This window comes from Butyrivibrio fibrisolvens, from assembly GCF_037113525.1.
GTDB lineage: Bacteria > Bacillota > Clostridia > Lachnospirales > Lachnospiraceae > Butyrivibrio > Butyrivibrio fibrisolvens.
Map to the genome: position 1 here is coordinate 2,348,006 of NZ_CP146963.1, position 15,401 is coordinate 2,363,406.

12 protein-coding genes and 1 pseudogene are annotated in these 15,401 nt (G+C 38.7%); 7 read left to right on the forward strand and 6 right to left on the reverse strand.

The annotated features are described in order from the left end of the window. Nucleotides 1-4 precede the first annotated feature (4 nt). Nucleotides 5-2,908, forward strand: a complete 2,904-nt coding sequence (locus tag WAA20_RS09785) for a glycoside hydrolase family 3 N-terminal domain-containing protein (protein ID WP_073389793.1) — start codon at nt 5-7, stop codon at nt 2,906-2,908. A 250-nt stretch (nt 2,909-3,158) separates the two neighbouring features. On the opposite strand, the gene WAA20_RS09790 is transcribed toward WAA20_RS09785, so the two are convergent. The 3 genes from WAA20_RS09790 to WAA20_RS09800 are packed head-to-tail and all read right to left on the reverse strand — an operon-like array spanning nt 3,159 to nt 6,740. Continuing rightward, the gene (locus WAA20_RS09790; protein ID WP_073389794.1) at nt 3,159-3,761 is read right to left on the reverse strand and encodes an AAA family ATPase; all 603 of its coding nucleotides are present in this window, start codon (nt 3,759-3,761) and stop codon (nt 3,159-3,161) included. A gap of 5 nt (nt 3,762-3,766) precedes the next feature. Then, on the reverse strand, nt 3,767-5,761 hold the full coding sequence (locus WAA20_RS09795; RefSeq protein WP_330393674.1) for a TRAP transporter permease: 1,995 nt from the start codon (nt 5,759-5,761) through the stop codon (nt 3,767-3,769). Between the two features lie 4 nt (nt 5,762-5,765). Continuing rightward, nucleotides 5,766-6,740, reverse strand: a complete 975-nt coding sequence (locus WAA20_RS09800; protein WP_242951226.1) for a TAXI family TRAP transporter solute-binding subunit — start codon at nt 6,738-6,740, stop codon at nt 5,766-5,768. Nucleotides 6,741-6,974: 234 nt separating this feature from the next. Between WAA20_RS09800 and WAA20_RS09805 the strand changes: the two genes are divergently transcribed. The 4 genes from WAA20_RS09805 (at nt 6,975) to WAA20_RS09820 (ending at nt 9,682) form a co-directional block, all read left to right on the forward strand. Then, on the forward strand, nt 6,975-8,012 hold the full coding sequence (locus tag WAA20_RS09805) for an aldo/keto reductase (protein WP_073389797.1): 1,038 nt from the start codon (nt 6,975-6,977) through the stop codon (nt 8,010-8,012). Between the two features lie 146 nt (nt 8,013-8,158). Then, complete coding sequence (locus tag WAA20_RS09810; protein ID WP_073389799.1) at nt 8,159-8,542, forward strand: hypothetical protein; 384 nt, start codon at nt 8,159-8,161, stop codon at nt 8,540-8,542. A 314-nt stretch (nt 8,543-8,856) separates the two neighbouring features. After that, nucleotides 8,857-9,141, forward strand: a complete 285-nt coding sequence (locus WAA20_RS09815; RefSeq protein WP_073389800.1) for a hypothetical protein — start codon at nt 8,857-8,859, stop codon at nt 9,139-9,141. 103 nt (nt 9,142-9,244) lie between these two features. Next, nucleotides 9,245-9,682, forward strand: a complete 438-nt coding sequence (locus WAA20_RS09820) for a hypothetical protein (RefSeq protein WP_073389802.1) — start codon at nt 9,245-9,247, stop codon at nt 9,680-9,682. A 439-nt stretch (nt 9,683-10,121) separates the two neighbouring features. Here the strand turns inward: WAA20_RS09820 and WAA20_RS09825 are convergent, their stop codons facing one another. From WAA20_RS09825 to WAA20_RS21065, 3 genes and pseudogenes are all read right to left on the reverse strand, one after another. Beyond that, the gene (locus WAA20_RS09825; RefSeq protein WP_139263702.1) at nt 10,122-11,411 is read right to left on the reverse strand and encodes an IS30 family transposase; all 1,290 of its coding nucleotides are present in this window, start codon (nt 11,409-11,411) and stop codon (nt 10,122-10,124) included. A 443-nt stretch (nt 11,412-11,854) separates the two neighbouring features. Then, nucleotides 11,855-12,859, reverse strand: a complete 1,005-nt coding sequence (locus WAA20_RS09830) for an IS30 family transposase (RefSeq protein ID WP_242951176.1) — start codon at nt 12,857-12,859, stop codon at nt 11,855-11,857. 180 nt (nt 12,860-13,039) lie between these two features. Next, a pseudogene (locus WAA20_RS21065) lies at nt 13,040-13,165 on the reverse strand (helix-turn-helix domain-containing protein); the annotation flags it as partial. A 334-nt stretch (nt 13,166-13,499) separates the two neighbouring features. Here WAA20_RS21065 and WAA20_RS09835 point away from each other — a divergent pair. Together WAA20_RS09835 and WAA20_RS09840 are read left to right on the forward strand one after the other, a co-directional pair. Further along, the gene (locus tag WAA20_RS09835; protein ID WP_073387876.1) at nt 13,500-14,024 is read left to right on the forward strand and encodes a hypothetical protein; all 525 of its coding nucleotides are present in this window, start codon (nt 13,500-13,502) and stop codon (nt 14,022-14,024) included. A gap of 221 nt (nt 14,025-14,245) precedes the next feature. After that, complete coding sequence (locus WAA20_RS09840; protein WP_167562716.1) at nt 14,246-15,334, forward strand: GGDEF domain-containing protein; 1,089 nt, start codon at nt 14,246-14,248, stop codon at nt 15,332-15,334. The last annotated feature ends 67 nt before the right edge of the window (nt 15,335-15,401 follow it).

A 15,401-nucleotide genomic window follows, 5' to 3' on the forward strand; every position in this document is an offset into this window, starting at 1 on the left:
CTATATGCTAGCTATTAATTTCGATGATGTGCTTAATGTCCTTAATACACTAAAACCTTATCTTATAGCGCTTGGCATAATCATAGTGTGTTGGATCATCCTAAGGATCGTTGTCGGCAAGGCTATGAAAAAGCAGCCGGCTAAGAGAAGAACAAAAGCCTGTCTTTTGGTAGCTCTTCTTGCCGGAATCTGCATAGTTGTCAATATGATCTGTACAGGGCCTATGAGTACTATGCTGGATCTTATTTCAGGCAGTGGCACTATTTCAAAAGCAACATCTGATAAAGCTACAGAGGTTGCAGTTCAGATAGGCGAAGAGGGTATCGCTCTTCTTGAAAACGACGATGATATTCTTCCTATGGCTAAGGGAGATAAGCTCAATGTATTTGGCTGGGCATCAATTAATCCTATCCTTGGCGGAGCAGGATCAGGTGCTTTAAATAATGCCTATGCTACAACTGATATACTTCAGTCTTTGAAGGATGCAGGAATTGAGACTAACGCTGAGCTAACTCAGTTCTATACAGAATATAAGGCTGACAGACCTGAAGTTGGTATGTGGGCTCAGGACTGGACACTTCCGGAACCTAACGTATCTCTTTATACAGATTCTCTTATAAGTAACGCAAAAGAATTCTCTGATACAGCAATGATCGTTATCAGCCGCTCAGGTGGTGAGGGTGCTGACCTTCCAGCTAATATGCCGGCTGTAGTAGATGGCTCCTTCCAGGATGGAACAACCTATACTGCAGGTACTTATGACGATTCATTAAATGAAGGCAATGACTGGGATGAAGGTGATCACTATCTTCAGCTTTCAAACAGAGAAGAAGAGATGATCGACCTTGTATGTAAGAATTTTGACAAGGTTATCCTTGTTTATAACGGAGCTAATGCTTTCGAACTTGGATTTGTAAATGATTATGCACAGATCAAGGGCGTTCTCTGGACAGCTGGTCAGGGACACGTTGGTATGAAAGCTCTTGGCGAGATCATTGCCGGAGAAGTTAATCCTTCCGCAAGACTTATAGATACATATGTATATGATTTTGAAGAAACACCATGGTGGAATAACTTTGGTGACTTCAATTATAAGAACATGGATGATATGTCTTATACTTCAACAGGCTTTACAGGTGTTGAATCAACATCCTATGTATCTTTCGTAAACTATGTAGAAGGAATCTATGTTGGATACAAGTTCTATGAGACAGCAGCTGCTGAAGGCCTTATAGATTATGATAAGATCGTTCAGTATCCATTTGGATATGGCCTTTCCTATACAACATTTGATCAGAAGATGGGCGAGATCACAGAATCTGATGGAACATTGTCATTTGACGTAACTGTTACAAATACAGGTAGCGTAGCAGGAAAAGACGTTATTGAAGTTTATTTCAATCCTCCGTATACAAACGGCGGAATTGAAAAGGCATCTGCAAACCTTGTTCAGTTTGAGAAAACAGATATTCTTGAACCCGGAGCTTCTCAGACTATCACAGTATCTTTTGCCCTCGAAGACATGGCTTCCTATGACTACAAAGATGCTAAGGGATATGTGCTTGAAGCAGGAGATTATATTATTTCCATTAATAAAGATTCTCATAATATAATCGACTCCAAGACTTATACAGTAGCTTCTGAGATCAAGGGTCGTAACTCTGATCAGGCAGAAGTAACTAACAGATTTGATTTTGCAGAAGGCGAAGTTAATTATCTTTCAAGAGCTGACGGCTTTGCAAACTATGCTGAAGCGATCAGCGCTCCTACAGATTACAATATGACAGATGAAGCTAAGGCTTCTTTCTACAACATCAGTAATTATCTTACTCCTGAAGCAACTGCTGCCGATGAAGATCCAAATGCAGCTGCTATCACAACAGGAGCTGATAACGGTATTAAGTTAAAAGACATGGTAGGTATCGACAAGGATGATCCTATGTGGGATCAGTTTATGGATCAGCTTACACTTGATGAAATGAACGATATCATTTCACTTGGCGGATACCAGACCAATTCAATTGACAGTGTTGGTAAGATCCGTACAAATGACTGCGACGGACCTTCATCTATCAACAACAACTTTACAGGTGTCGGCTCACTGGGCTTCCCTGTAGGCGTAGTTATCTCAGCTACATTTAATAAGCAGCTTGCTCATGATTTTGGTTACTTCATCGGCGTTATGGCTGATGAAATGGATACTTCCGGCTGGTATGCACCTGCCATGAATATCCACAGAACAGCATTTGCAGGTCGTAACTTCGAGTATTATTCAGAAGACGGACTTCTTTCCGGATATATTGCAGGTAACTCTGTAGCAGGTGCATGGGAAAATGGCGTATATGCTTACATGAAACACTTTGCACTTAATGATCAGGAGCAGAATCGTCTTGATATGCTCTGCACATGGTCCAATGAGCAGGCAATCCGTGAGATCTATTTAAGACCTTTCGAAGCTTGTGTAAAGGATTATGGCTGTCTTGCAGTTATGTCATCTTTTAACTACATCGGAAACAGATGGGCAGGCGGATGTTCTGAACTTCTTATGGACGTACTTAGAGGTGAATGGGGCTTTAAGGGATTTGTACTTACTGACTACTTTGGTGTATATGGATACATGTCATCAGATCAGGCTATCAGAAATGGTACAGATATGATGCTTGTTAACTATCCGACTCAGACCAATAATGTTCAGTTCCGAGATACAAACGGAGCTCAGCAGGCTATGAGACAGTCTGCTAAGAATGCACTCTATGTAGTAGCTAACAGCCGTGCATATTATGAAGAGAACTATTCCAATAAGCTGCCGGTATGGAAGGTTATCCTCTACATTGCAGATGCAGTGGTTATCGCACTTTGCTGCCTGATACTTGTAAAGGCATTTAAGAAAAAAGAAGAGGTGGCATAAGAAGTAAAGGTATACCGGTAATTATAAAATATTATAAATGGTAAATACTTTATATCATTAAGACGGGTATGAGAAATTAGTTTATATAAGGAAAAGGGGCACCGGATTCGTTTCGGTGTCCCTTTTCCAATGGTAATTCTTATTTAGCTTTGACTATAGATCATAGATTTCAAAGGATATGAGCGTCCAACACAGAAAAGCATCTATGTTTTTCTGTACATGTCGTAACTACATCCTGTAATTTTTGACCTTAAACGCCTTTGACGATTTCTTCGATAATGTCAGCGCACTTCTCAACGCCGATGATTCCTGTGTTAAGGCACAGATCATAGTTAGAGAAATCGTAGCTGTCATGACCTGTATAGTGCTTATAATAAATGCGGCGAAGTTCGTCCTGTTTTTTCATGATCTTCTTAAGGTGAGCGTCATCTACTCCCGGATGGAGCTGGGCTGCACGTTCAAGCTTGAAGTCTGTTTCAGCGTACAGGAATACGTCAAGCGATTTAATGCCTGCTTCCTTAAGTACAAAGTCAGCGCAGCGGCCTACGATGATACAGGGCTTTTGGGCAAGATCTACGATTACGTGCTTTTGTGCATTGAAGATGTCATCATAGGAATTGTAAGCAGCTGTACCATTTAAAAAATGCTCTATAAAAAGAGATAAAGAGGAGAGGCTTTCTCCTTCAGAGTTGACTTCATCTTCTGAAAAGCCGCTTTCGATAACAGTTTTTTTCACAAAATCCTTATCATAATAAGGGATTCCGAGTCTTTCAGAAAGCATTCCGGCGATAGTGCGTCCATATGCACAGTATTCTCTACCGATCGTAATTACAGGGAATTTAAGGTTATCCATAATAGTTATGCCTCCGCGCCTTTTATAGTCTTTTTTGACATAATAAATTGAAATGCAAGTGAGCCGATCACAAGTACAAGTCCGACTCCGTCTGTGAGGAGACCCGGATAGATGAGAAGGAGTCCTCCGACAACTGTAAGTACTCTGATGATCTTGTTCATATCGGTAAAACAGTAGCCTTCAAGGCCTGCAGCAAGTCCGAATATACCAAATACTGCTGTAATGCTTATCTGGGCAACAGCAAGAGGTGTTGTATCGATCATAAGGAGCGCCGGGCTTAAGCAGAACATATATGGAACTATGAAAGCTGCGATAGCAAGTCTTGAAGCGGTAAAGGCTGTCTTCATAGGGTTGGACTTTGCAATAGCAGAGCCTGCGTAAGCTGCAAGGGCAACAGGTGGAGTAATATCAGCTACAATACCAAAGTAAAATACGAAGAAGTGAGCAGCTGCGATCGGAACGCCCATTCTTATAAGGATAGGAGCTGTTGTAGCAGCCATGATGCAGTAGTTGGCTGTTGTAGGAACGCCCATTCCAAGTACGATACAGCAAAGCATTGTAAGTATGAGCGCAATTATGAGCTTATCACCAGCTACGCCTACAATAGCGTTTATAAGTTCGTTGGCAAGACCTGTCATTGTGATAGCTCCGGAGATGATTCCGGCTACGCCGCAGGCTGCGCCGACTGTGATAGCACTTTTGCCGCCTGATGAAAGAGCATCAAGGATCTTTCTGGGATTAAGCTTTGCATCTCTATTGATGAAGCCAACTATGATAGAGAGGATGATCGCAAGTGATGCGGCCTTCTGCATAGTCATGTAGTTACCTGATACCCATACTATCAGCATGATGATAGGTATAAGGAGATAGATCTTTTTAATAAGCTTAAAGAAGCTTGGAAGCTGGTCTTTAGGAATTCCTGTAAGTTTAAGACGCTTTGCTTCAAGGTGAACTGTAATAAATATTCCAAAGAAGTAAAGGATTGCAGGAAGTACGGCTTTACTTATTACATCTGAATATGGAACACCGATGAAATCTGCCATAAGGAAGGCTGCAGCTCCCATGATCGGGGGCATGATCTGACCACCTGTTGATGAAGCAGCTTCTACAGCGGCTGCAAATTCGTTCTTGTAGCCTGTCTTTTTCATCATAGGGATCGTAACTGATCCTGTTGTTACAGTGTTACCTACTGATGAACCTGATACCATACCGCAGAGGGCAGAAGAGATAACTGCAACTTTGGCAGGACCACCTGCGAATCTACCTGCAATGCTGTTTGCAAGCTCGATAAAAAAGCTTGAGATTCCGGTTCTTTCAAGGAATGCTCCGAAGATAATGAATACGACAATGTACTTGGAACATACATTAACTGGTGTAGAAAGGATTCCGCCTTTTGTATAGAAGAGGTTACGTACAAGGTATCTGACTCTTCCAGGGAAGCTTGGGTTTGTAAGGCCTATCGTAAGAGCATATATAACGAAGAATGCTGCTACGATGAGAATAGGCATACCTACGCATCTTCTTGTAACTTCTACAAGAGCAGCGATTCCGACGATACCTATTATGATCTGGTACCATTCAAATCTTGTTCCCTGGTTGATTATATCATTAGCATTGAAAGTAAAGTATAAGTATGATGCAGTTCCAAGGAGCATGAAGATCATATCGCCGATTGGAATGTAGTTAGGCTTTGTAAGGCCTTTTTTATGAGGATAGATAAGGAATCCCATTAGGACTATAAGTGCCATGAAGGATGTAAGTCTTATCTCTTCAAGGAAGGTTGCAAAAAGTGTTACATAAATGCACCAGAGTGAAAAGAGTGCAAGGACAACGGTTACGACTATCTTTGGAACTCCGGTCCATACTCTGGTGTTGGACTCTCTGTCATATTTGCGCATTACAGAATCGATGTCAGCGCCTCCTGTCTGTGTCTGCGCTGCAGTTGCGGAGGCATTTAAGATATTCGATTCTTTAGTCTCAATATTATTGTTAGTACTCAAAATATCATTCCTCCGTTCTTACTGTGATTCCATGCTCAGCGTAGTACTTAGCAGCACCTTCATGGTAAGGAACGTCAGTTACGCTTGTTGCATTTTCAAGATTAAGTTCTGCGCCCTTGGCATTTTCAAGAGTGATGTCATCTATGTGATCAAATATGGCTGCTGTAAGGTCGTAAACTACATCGTCGTCAAGTGAAGCAGATACGATAACTGTTGCTTTTACTGTGATTGTCTCTACATCTTCATCCTGTCCGGGGTAGGTTCCTGCAGGAATTGTATAAGCAGAGTAGTAAGGGCATTTTTCTATAATGCCATCACGAAGATCGCCGTCTATTCCGATGAGCTTTACGCCATTAGTTGTAGCAAGCTCTGTAATAGCAGTAGTTGGCGCACCTGCTACGATGAAGGCTGCATCTATTTTGCCATCCTTAAGAGACTCTTTGGAGTCTTCAAAAGACTGGTACTGGGGCTTTATGTCATCAAGTGTGATACCGGCGCCTTCAAGGACGTCAAGCGCATTGAAATAAACGCCAGAACCGGCTTCACCTATTGAAATACTTTTACCTTTGAGATCTGATACGGATCTGATATCCGGATCCATTGTGATAAGCTGAACAGTTTCAGCGTATAAGCATCCAAGAACTCTGAAATCGTGAGTTGCACCGTCTTGTTCAAATGCTCTGGTTCCGGACCAGGCATAAGACATAACGTCTGACTGTGTGAATCCAAGCTGGAAATCGCCATCCTGAATACTCTGAATATTAGCTTTAGAACCGCCTGTTGATACGGCAGTAACGCGAACGCCCGCATATTGCTTCATATACTGGGCAAGAACTCCGCCATATGCATAATATGTTCCTGCAGTTCCGCCTGTTCCAAACATGAAACGAAGGCCGCTACCGCAGGCGCAAAGACATGTGCACATGACAACGGCAAGGACTAAACTTAAAGTCCTGAAAACATGTGTTTTCTTCATCATTTTCCCTCTTTTCTTATTTTGTCAGAATATATTTTAACATATATTTTCATATACTGTTTTTGATGAAAAATATGGTGCTTTTTCATATTTACAGGATAAGAATTTGGGTAAAAATCTTTAAGCATTTATATTGTAGAAGGGATGAACATGTAATAGTATGAATACAAATGGCAATTAAGAACATCTTAAGTAAAAGATAAATCTGGCAAAGAGATTTTAAAAGGAGAGAAGATTATGAAAAATGTTACATTAGGACGCACCGGCATATGCGTTCCGCAAAACGGCTTTGGAGCACTTCCCGTGCAGCGAGTGTCTTTGGACGAAGCTGTAGTGCTTCTTAGAAAAGCTTATGATGGCGGCATGAGATTTTTTGACACAGCAAGAGCTTATAGCGACAGTGAAGAGAAGCTTGGCGCAGCATTTGGAGATGGCTATGTGAAAAGAGATGAGATCGTGATCACCACAAAGACTCAGGCCAAAACTCCTGAAGCTTTCTGGAAAGATCTTGAGACATCACTTGCAACTTTAAAAACTGAATATATCGATGTATACCAATTTCATCTCATGGGCCAGTGCTATAAGCCAGGTGATGGAACCGGAATGTACGAATGCATGCAGGAAGCTAAGGCTAAAGGCATGATCAAACATATTGGCGGAACTGCTCACAAGCTTGGTATTGCCAAAGAACTCATAGAATCAGATCTGTACGAGACAGTTCAGTATCCTATGAGCTATCTTGCATCAGATAAAGAGATCGAGCTGATTCATATGTGTAATGAACATAATGTAGGATTTATCGGCATGAAGGGACTTGCGGGCGGTCTTATCACTAATTCAAAGGCTGCAATGGCCTTTATATCCCAGTTTGATGGCGCTGTTCCGATCTGGGGCATCCAGAGAGATAAAGAGCTTGATGAGTGGCTTTCATATATGGATGAGACTCCTTCCATGGACGATGAGATCAAAGCTTTTATCGAGAGCGAGAGAAAAGAGCTTATGGGCGATTTCTGTAGAGGCTGCGGATATTGTAGCCCTTGTACTGTTGGTATTCAGATCAATCAGTGTAACAGGATGTCTCTGATGTTAAGAAGAGCTCCGAGTGATGCATGGCTTTCAGAATACTGGCAGGAAGAGATGAAGAAGATTGATGAATGCGTAAACTGCGGCGCCTGCCTGCCAAGATGCCCTTATGAGCTCAATATTCCTGAGCTTTTGAAGAAGAATCTGGAAGATTACAGGATGGTACTTAAAGGGGAGAGGAAGGTAAAATAGTTTTATCTTGAAAAGGTGACTTTTAATTTCGCTTTTTTCCAAAAATAAAGAGCAAGAATTGGTTAAATAAAATCTTGTATTAGACATTTTTGTGGGCTATAATTTTGGGGTTGAAATTAATAAAAAATTTATTGGAGGATACAAAAATGGGTTTCGAAAACGTATGTAAATCTCTCAACGCTTATTTCAGCAACAACAAATTTCTTGCACCAATTCAGGCATTTGCACTTCCTGCAACATTCGTTTGTGGAGCGCTCCTGATTGTTAGCAGCATCCCTGGAGTTTCATTAGGCTGGTTTATTTCTGTAGTAAGAGTATTTTTCTATCTTTTCTTCTTTATGCTTCTTGGAACAGAGAACTTCTTAATGATCGCAATTGCATTAGGACTTAGAGTTGCAGAATCTCTTATCGATGAGCTTGTAGACATTTTCAAATATGGTTACTTTAGCTGGTCTTCACTTGTATATATTGTTGTATTTGGATTTCTTGCTTATTTAGCTTATATGAAGTCTGTAAAGGGAACTAAATAATTGAATTATATGAACATGTTCATATAAAACTTAATATGTAATTTTATTTAGGGCTTTAGCTTTTTTCGCTAAAGCCCTTTTTATTAGCTCTGATGCGGAATTATACATTAAAAAACGAGTATTTCACAGAAAGTTTCTAACAATTTTGTGAAAAGTGATACAAATTATTGAATAATTCATATCAACACGCTATAATACGTAGGTATGACTTTTTGAGAAGTCCAAAATCCGCTTTTTATCGCGGTTTGAATAGAAGAGTGATTCGGTAGGCAAAAAGGCCAATAAAATTCTATTTCATAGTTTTGGGAGGAAACATGGGCATTTTTGGGGGACCTAAAAAACACAAGGAATTAGAGGGCATTTTAGCATCCTGTGAAATGTACATTAACAACAACTATAAGGATGCAGCTCAGGAAGAGTTCCAGCATTTTAAAAGACGTTTTAAAGAACTTGAAGAGTACGAGTATCTGTCTGACAAACAGCTTGAATATTATGACGTAATATACAGTCAGATGTCTGAAAAGATGAAAGGTTATGGTCACGTTCAGATTAGAAGAGATCCTAATGGAATAAAGACCAGATCCAAGACAAGAAGATAATAATATTTGAATTAGAAATGACTCAGGATTTAATCCGGGTCATTTTTTTATGCTAGAATATTACTGAAGAAGACTATTATTGGGGGAATATGGGGGATTTATTATGAATATAGCAAGGAAAATAAAGATTATTGCAGGCATTATTGCAGTTGTTTTAGTAGCTGTGATAGCCATTTTTTTATATAATAACAGACCCGCAAGCGATTATGATCAGATAAAAGAGAAGCTCCTTGGCACCTGGATCTCTGACAGCGAAAATGAAGAGATTAACTGGTATGTAGACGACAGAAATAATCTTTGCATGTCTTTTTCTGATAAAGAAAATGATTATAAGCGTATTATTGCTGATCTGTGTTACAACGAAGACAGCTTCAGTTTAGAACGTGGAAATATTGTTTATTATGAAGCTGCAGGTGAAATGACATGTATGTGTTATTTATATTTGAACGGCGATGAGATGTATACAACCATCAACGGTAAAGATTTACATCTAATCAGAAGCGGCGTTACACAGGTGAATTTAGATCATAGCAGGTTTTAATGTAGATTCTGAGGTCCTGATTCCTGTAAAGAATACCGATTCTGGCATAGATCTATATTTGAATGAAACAATCATTAGTCTAAAAAATCTTCATTAAACGCCCCGAAATGCAGTACAGATGAGCCTTTGGAGGATAGGGAAGGTGTTTTCAAAGGCTAAAATTTCAAGGTCAACGCAACAAATTCTGATATAAATGATTCTTATACTAAAAGCAACGAAAACCAGTGTTTATCGGATATTGGTTCTCGTTGTTTTTATTTATATCATCGATTATTCTCAATTATAGACATCACAAAAAGATGTCTGGCATCTAAATTCTCACACTAAATGCAACACATCAATCTAGTATTATTATTTGTTGCATTTCGAATGAGACGTGACATATGATAATCAAAAGAGTCCATTTATTAGCTGGAACTAATAGATGGATACGGATGAACTATCTACGCTGTCTTTTGATGAGCGCAGGCTTGAGAAAAACTTCATCCGGCTTTATTTCAACAAGCTTCATGATTTCATGGAGCCTGTTGTCAATTAATACTTTTGATAACTGATACGGCGTTTTTCCATGATATTTATCACGTGCGAGGCTATTTATGTGATTGGTTATCAGAGTGATATCGGCCTGAGTCAAATCATCAAAGGAAGTGCCTTTAGGAACGATATACCTTATGAATTCGTGGTTCTTTTCCAGTGCACCTTTCTGCCAGGCACATTGTGGATCACAATAGAACAGCTTTGTTTTGATTTCCCCATATCGGTCGCATTCAATTGCTTCAGGATTTAAGAATTCCGTTCCACGATCCGTTAGTATGACAGGGAATAACTGTTTAAATAACTCTATTCCTAGTTCATCACAAAGCCAGTTTAATGCATAGATAACCTCCTTCTGAGTCTTTTGCTTCAAAAGGAAAACAAGCATGAGATTGCATGATCTGAACAGGAGAGTAAGTAATACTTTGCTGGTAGATATTGGCCCAACAACGGTATCCATTTCAACAACCTCCGTATCAGGGTTCTGTTCCATATATTTCTTGAAGCGTTCATAGCTTCTAGATAAAACCATAAGCTTTTCTTCTTTGGTCAGCTTATTACCATTTGAAGTCTTACGCGCCTTATATTTGACTCGTCTAGGCAAATCAATATTTCTTGCCGTAAGTACGGAATCATTTAAATATCTGTAAACAGTACTTCGGCTGCAGCCAATTTCATCAGCGTGATTGGCAAATATATGAGAAAGAGACTGGCCTTTTCTTATGAGAGGGGAGATAATATCATCCAATAACTGGAGAGACTCGGGATCCTGATTAATTCCTTCCCTAGTGCTTATCAGTATGTCCTGATACGAATTATGGGCATATGAAGCATAGTAATAATATCTGTCATAGTTACAAGAAGGAGCTTTAATGCATCCATTACATACATGCGGTGATTTGCTAAGCCTTTCACACTCATTTGGAAAATATTCAGGACATATATCTTTGCATGCATGACAATTTCTGCAGGGGCTGCTACATCGCTTGTTATTGCATAAGCCAAACACTACGCAGTCTTTTTTTCGTACACAGGGTGGCTTTGCACCTGGGTAACGCTTGCCTTTGTAAGCTCTACGTTTAGTTATTTCCCGAATAACTGTAGAACGAGCTTTGCCTATTTTTTTGGAAATTGCACTGGGAGAAAGATTATTATCAAGACCTTCTTGGATGGATACACGGTCATCTAATGTCATATGAGACATTTTCTTCACCTGCCTTTCATATAATCTAGATCATCATATGAACACCAAGGACCATCATCCGAAATACATATTTATCATAAGAATAAAAGAAATCCTACAGTAAATGCAACAGTAGTTCTTTTTGTTGCGTTTACTGTAGGATTGTTGCGTTTAAAATAGAATATTAGTAGGTGTTTTCAAAGGTGTTTTCCTCGTCATTTGAAAATTTAGGTGCACATTTTTTTGATCTAAGTATAAATGTAAAGGTTACCGCATAAAATCTGAGTTTGTAGTACTTATTAATGTCAGGTTTTATGCGGCTTTTTTTATTTTTGGACATTATAATCAGAGAACTGACCATTTTTTTGCATAACTAAGCGGTCACTTCTCGATGTTTTAAAGAAAATATGCACTTAGTCCTGCAGATTGATTTTTCTGTTATAATTTTTAGTGAATTACTTTTTTAACAATGAAGGCTTCAATATCACGCTATCCGGCATGATTTTGTGATAATGGAGCGTTTCCAGGAGCTTCTTATCAACTAGCATTTCCGCCAGTGCGAATGGCGTACAGTTGTTTAACGAAGCTCTTGGATAATTGTTGATGTGGTTCATCATGAGTGTTATATCCGCTTGGGTCAGTCCGGAAAAGCTTGTCCCTTTGGGTATAACATATCTGATGAACTCATGGTTTTTCTCGATCATTCCTTTCTGCCAGGAACAATAAGAATCGCAATAGTATACTTTTGTTTTGATTTCCCCATATCGATCACATTCCAAAGCTAAAGGATTAGAGAATTCTGTGCCTCTGTCTGTGATTATGACCCCGAATATCTTTTTAAATACATCTATTCCTACCTGATCACATAGATCGTTTAACGCATTGATAACGCTTGCCTGAGACTTGTTTGGAAGCAATAAGGCAATCATCAGGTGGCAATTCCTTAACATCAATGTAAGTAGAACGGAGCCTTTCTCATTGGTTCCAATCACTGTATCCATTTCACAGATTGGTACATCTGGATTTTCTGCTATAAAGCTCTTGAAATCAGCATATGTTCTGTCAAAGGTAAAAATATCATGATTTCGACCGTTTCCATGCTTATATCTGGTTTTAAATTTGACCTTTCTTGGTAAGTCAATGTTTCTAGCTGTAAGATAGCATCCGTTAACCAGGTTATAGAGTGTCCTTTCGCAGCATGGTAGCTCATTTGCATGATTATAGAATACGGTGGATATGGATTGCCCGTTAAGCAGAAGAGGAGATACCAGATTGTCGATATCTGCGAGTTCAGAAGGAGAATAAGATATTCCTGTACGAGAATTCTTTAGAGTATCCTCGTATAAAAGCTGGGCACGTTTGGCATGATACTTGAACTTAATATAGCGACATGCGTCATGACCAATACCTATATCAAGCCTGTCACAGCCATTACAAACAAAAGGTGAGTTGACTATCAAATGACACTGTTGTGGGGTAAAATCTTTACATTTATCTGTATGACAAATCCCAACACAATGAGCGCATGTTCTGTTACATGATTCATCACCACATACATGTGTACGTTCGCAGCTTTTTTCATGTATACATAGATGGATCTTTGATCGAGCTTCAGATACCTGATATCGATTTCTCTGAATTTCCCTTGCAATAGTTGATCTTGATTTCTTGAGTTTCTTTGCAATCATATTGATAGAAAACTTTTTTTCAAGTAACTCCTCAATACAAATGCGTTCTTGGAATGTAAGGTGTTTATATTGCGACATTGTTGACTACCTCCCATAAAGAAAGTAATCAACCTGCAGGACATAGGCAAATTATCACATAAAAAACACACATAATGCAAAGGTAACTGCATATGTGTGCATTAAGTCCTGCAATAGTGCACTAGGAGATTCAATTATCAAAAGGTGTTTTCCTGTATCTTTAACTATTCGCAAAACGCGTGTTTTACGAAATGTTGCCAACTTTGACCCGGGGTCGCGTGAATCCGCACCAGTGCTGGCTTTGAGCACAATCAAGTGTTCACTTATCTTGTAACTCTTGATTTTATAATATTTTTTTCTGTTTATATTATGCTCTTGTGTTATACTGAATTACATGAAAACTTTAAAAAAACCCTTTGAAAACTTACTTAAAACATTTGCTTTCCTAGTGGCAGGATATTTTTTCATTCGTGTATTCTTAGCCTTCTTTGGCTTACAATTCAGAGCCTGGATCAATGTTATATGGGTTGTGACCACTGGTCTTACATTTGTTGCAGGACTTATACAGAAAGCATCTAAAACCGAAGACCAAAAAGTACAATTAGGAATTGCATCTGTGTTTTTGTTGGGCTTACTTATAATATGTATGCCAATTCTTCCCTATATTTTAGCTATTGAAATTATAGAAGTTGTTCCACTTAAAGAAGATGTTATTGAAATGGATGGACATAAACTTATTGCTAGTCACAATTTAGGCTTTATGGATCCTGAGATGAATTTCTATGAATACAAGAACTTTATGTTTTCAGGCGTTCATTGTGTATATCATGGCTGGGGCTATGACACTGACGAAAATGGTGAAATATACCTTTATTGGGACGAAGAAACGATTTATGATGTAAATGAAATCTTAGACTGATTTTAACTACATTGTAATTTTCTATATTATCTATAATACTTAGCGATGGCTATGCAAGACCGCATAACCATCGCTCTTTTTTGTCATAAGATTTTTTAGATTATTATCCGATATATAGTAGTGACTAAGTTTGATTTGAACCTTACTCTTCTGTTTTTATAGATTTAATATCCACCAACTACCAATGCGCTTTTGCAAAAAGGAACTGGGACTATATGGATATGTTGAAAAAATTTTGGTCATTAGTTTTACCAAAGAATCCAAAAGAAATAAATGATATTGTTGATATGGCCAATATGTCCAGCATTAAGGCTATGAGCATTTTTACAGCTATTGTAGAAAGCCTTGTAATGCTGCGTTATCTGATCATATATCGCGAAAATCTATACTTTAATCTTACTACAGCAGTCAATATAACAGTTGTCTTTTCGTGTGTTATATTAGCTACGTTGGCTGATCTTTTTATTAAGGGCAAAATTCATGGACATAAGTTGTCTGTGTTTATCGTGCTCATGTTCATAATAATCATATCCTTTTTTAGTATGTATACTTCTTATACTAACTATAAGGTGGGCAGGCAGATTCTGGTTTTGTTTGTAGCCAATGTCAGTATTATATCTTTCCTTCAGATAACGCCTTTATATCATATGGTGCTATTGATTTTTGAATTTATCCTTCTGTATTCCATGTTATATTCCGTTGACGGAGCCAAAAATATTGTATTTATAAACGCATTTTCTTATCTCATAGTAGTTTTGATCTTATGTGTTGTTAGTTATCACCGGAAAAATGATTCGGTTATTGCGACCTACGAGGCCAGACAACGTGCTGAAGATTTCTATATAAAATCATCTGAAGATCAGCTCACAGGTCTCATGAACAGATTCGCACTTGATTCTATCAAGATCAAAAAGGGCTTAACCTTCTGCGTTGCAATGACTGATATTGACCTGTTTAAGACTTACAATGATAAGTACGGACATCTAAAAGGCGATGAAGTCATTAAAATGGCTGCCTCTAATCTCCTTGAGATATTCAGGAAAAAAGACTGCTTCCGTTATGGCGGCGATGAGTTCCTTGTCATGACTACAAAGCTTACCGAAGTTACATTTAAACAGAGAATGTCTGAATGGGAAAAGAAAGTTATGGAAACGGGGGTTGAAGGAATCGATACACCAATAAGAATAAGCTATGGCATTGCTTGCGGAATTGTATATTCCAAAGATGATCTCCTTGCTCTTATTAAAAAAGCTGATGATAAGCTATATAGCATAAAATCTGTAAGACATACTTCATCTGAAGATAAATAATTGCGTAAATAATCGCGCCCTAAATAAAATGCGCCTCAGGTAATAACAATTACCCGGGGCATTTTAT

Coding starts and splice junctions, on each gene's coding strand:
- WAA20_RS09785 (WP_073389793.1), top strand. CDS start 5: ATGCTAGCTATTAATTTCGATGATGTGCTTAATGTCCTTAATACACTA.
- WAA20_RS09790 (WP_073389794.1), bottom strand. CDS start 3,761: ATGGATAACCTTAAATTCCCTGTAATTACGATCGGTAGAGAATACTGT.
- WAA20_RS09800 (WP_242951226.1), bottom strand. CDS start 6,740: ATGATGAAGAAAACACATGTTTTCAGGACTTTAAGTTTAGTCCTTGCC.
- WAA20_RS09805 (WP_073389797.1), top strand. CDS start 6,975: ATGAAAAATGTTACATTAGGACGCACCGGCATATGCGTTCCGCAAAAC.
- WAA20_RS09810 (WP_073389799.1), top strand. CDS start 8,159: ATGGGTTTCGAAAACGTATGTAAATCTCTCAACGCTTATTTCAGCAAC.
- WAA20_RS09815 (WP_073389800.1), top strand. CDS start 8,857: ATGGGCATTTTTGGGGGACCTAAAAAACACAAGGAATTAGAGGGCATT.
- WAA20_RS09820 (WP_073389802.1), top strand. CDS start 9,245: ATGAATATAGCAAGGAAAATAAAGATTATTGCAGGCATTATTGCAGTT.
- WAA20_RS09825 (WP_139263702.1), bottom strand. CDS start 11,411: ATGACATTAGATGACCGTGTATCCATCCAAGAAGGTCTTGATAATAAT.
- WAA20_RS09835 (WP_073387876.1), top strand. CDS start 13,500: ATGAAAACTTTAAAAAAACCCTTTGAAAACTTACTTAAAACATTTGCT.
- WAA20_RS09840 (WP_167562716.1), top strand. CDS start 14,246: ATGTTGAAAAAATTTTGGTCATTAGTTTTACCAAAGAATCCAAAAGAA.